The organism is Haloferax sp. AB510 (assembly GCF_024136985.1).
Taxonomy (GTDB): Archaea; Halobacteriota; Halobacteria; order Halobacteriales; family Haloferacaceae; genus Haloferax.
Genome location: NZ_JAMYJY010000246.1, coordinates 1 through 459, shown reverse-complemented (window position 1 = coordinate 459; position 459 = coordinate 1). Strand labels below are relative to the sequence as shown.

Sequence of the window (459 nt, the reverse complement as noted above, 5' to 3'; positions counted from 1 at the left end):
CCATGAATGGCGCGTCCGGCGAGTACAGCGTCCGCACCGAGGAGGTCGGGTAGAATTCCCTGCCGACCTCGCCGAGGGATTCGATGCCGTCGCCGAGGCGCGCTCGAACCGCCGGCTGTTCGAGGAGGTAGTCAGCCTGCCACGGGTGGACCGGGACGAGTCCGTCGTCGGTATTGTCATCGAGGTGTTCGGCGACGAACGACTCGGGGACCGACTCGTCCGCCCGGAGCGCGTCGGCTATCCACGCCGGGGCGCTCCGGTCGAGCGTCGAGTCGTGGTCGAGGAGGCCGGGTTCGACCCGGAAGTAGTGGAGCTGGAACGACCCGCGTAGCTCCGGGGCGAACCGCGGTTCGTCGTGCGGCGCGATGCCCTGCCTGCTCTTGGGTGTCGGGTGTCTGTGGTGGCCGAAGACGAGCGACTGCTCCGCGTTGCGGAAGGTGGTGTCGAAGCCGTACAGTC

At 68.4% G+C, this 459-nt stretch carries 1 protein-coding gene; it reads right to left on the bottom strand.

All coding sequences use genetic code 11. The features are described from left to right. The coding region (locus NKF06_RS20835; protein ID WP_305882058.1) for an IucA/IucC family protein at nucleotides 1–459 on the bottom strand (459 nt) is incomplete at both ends.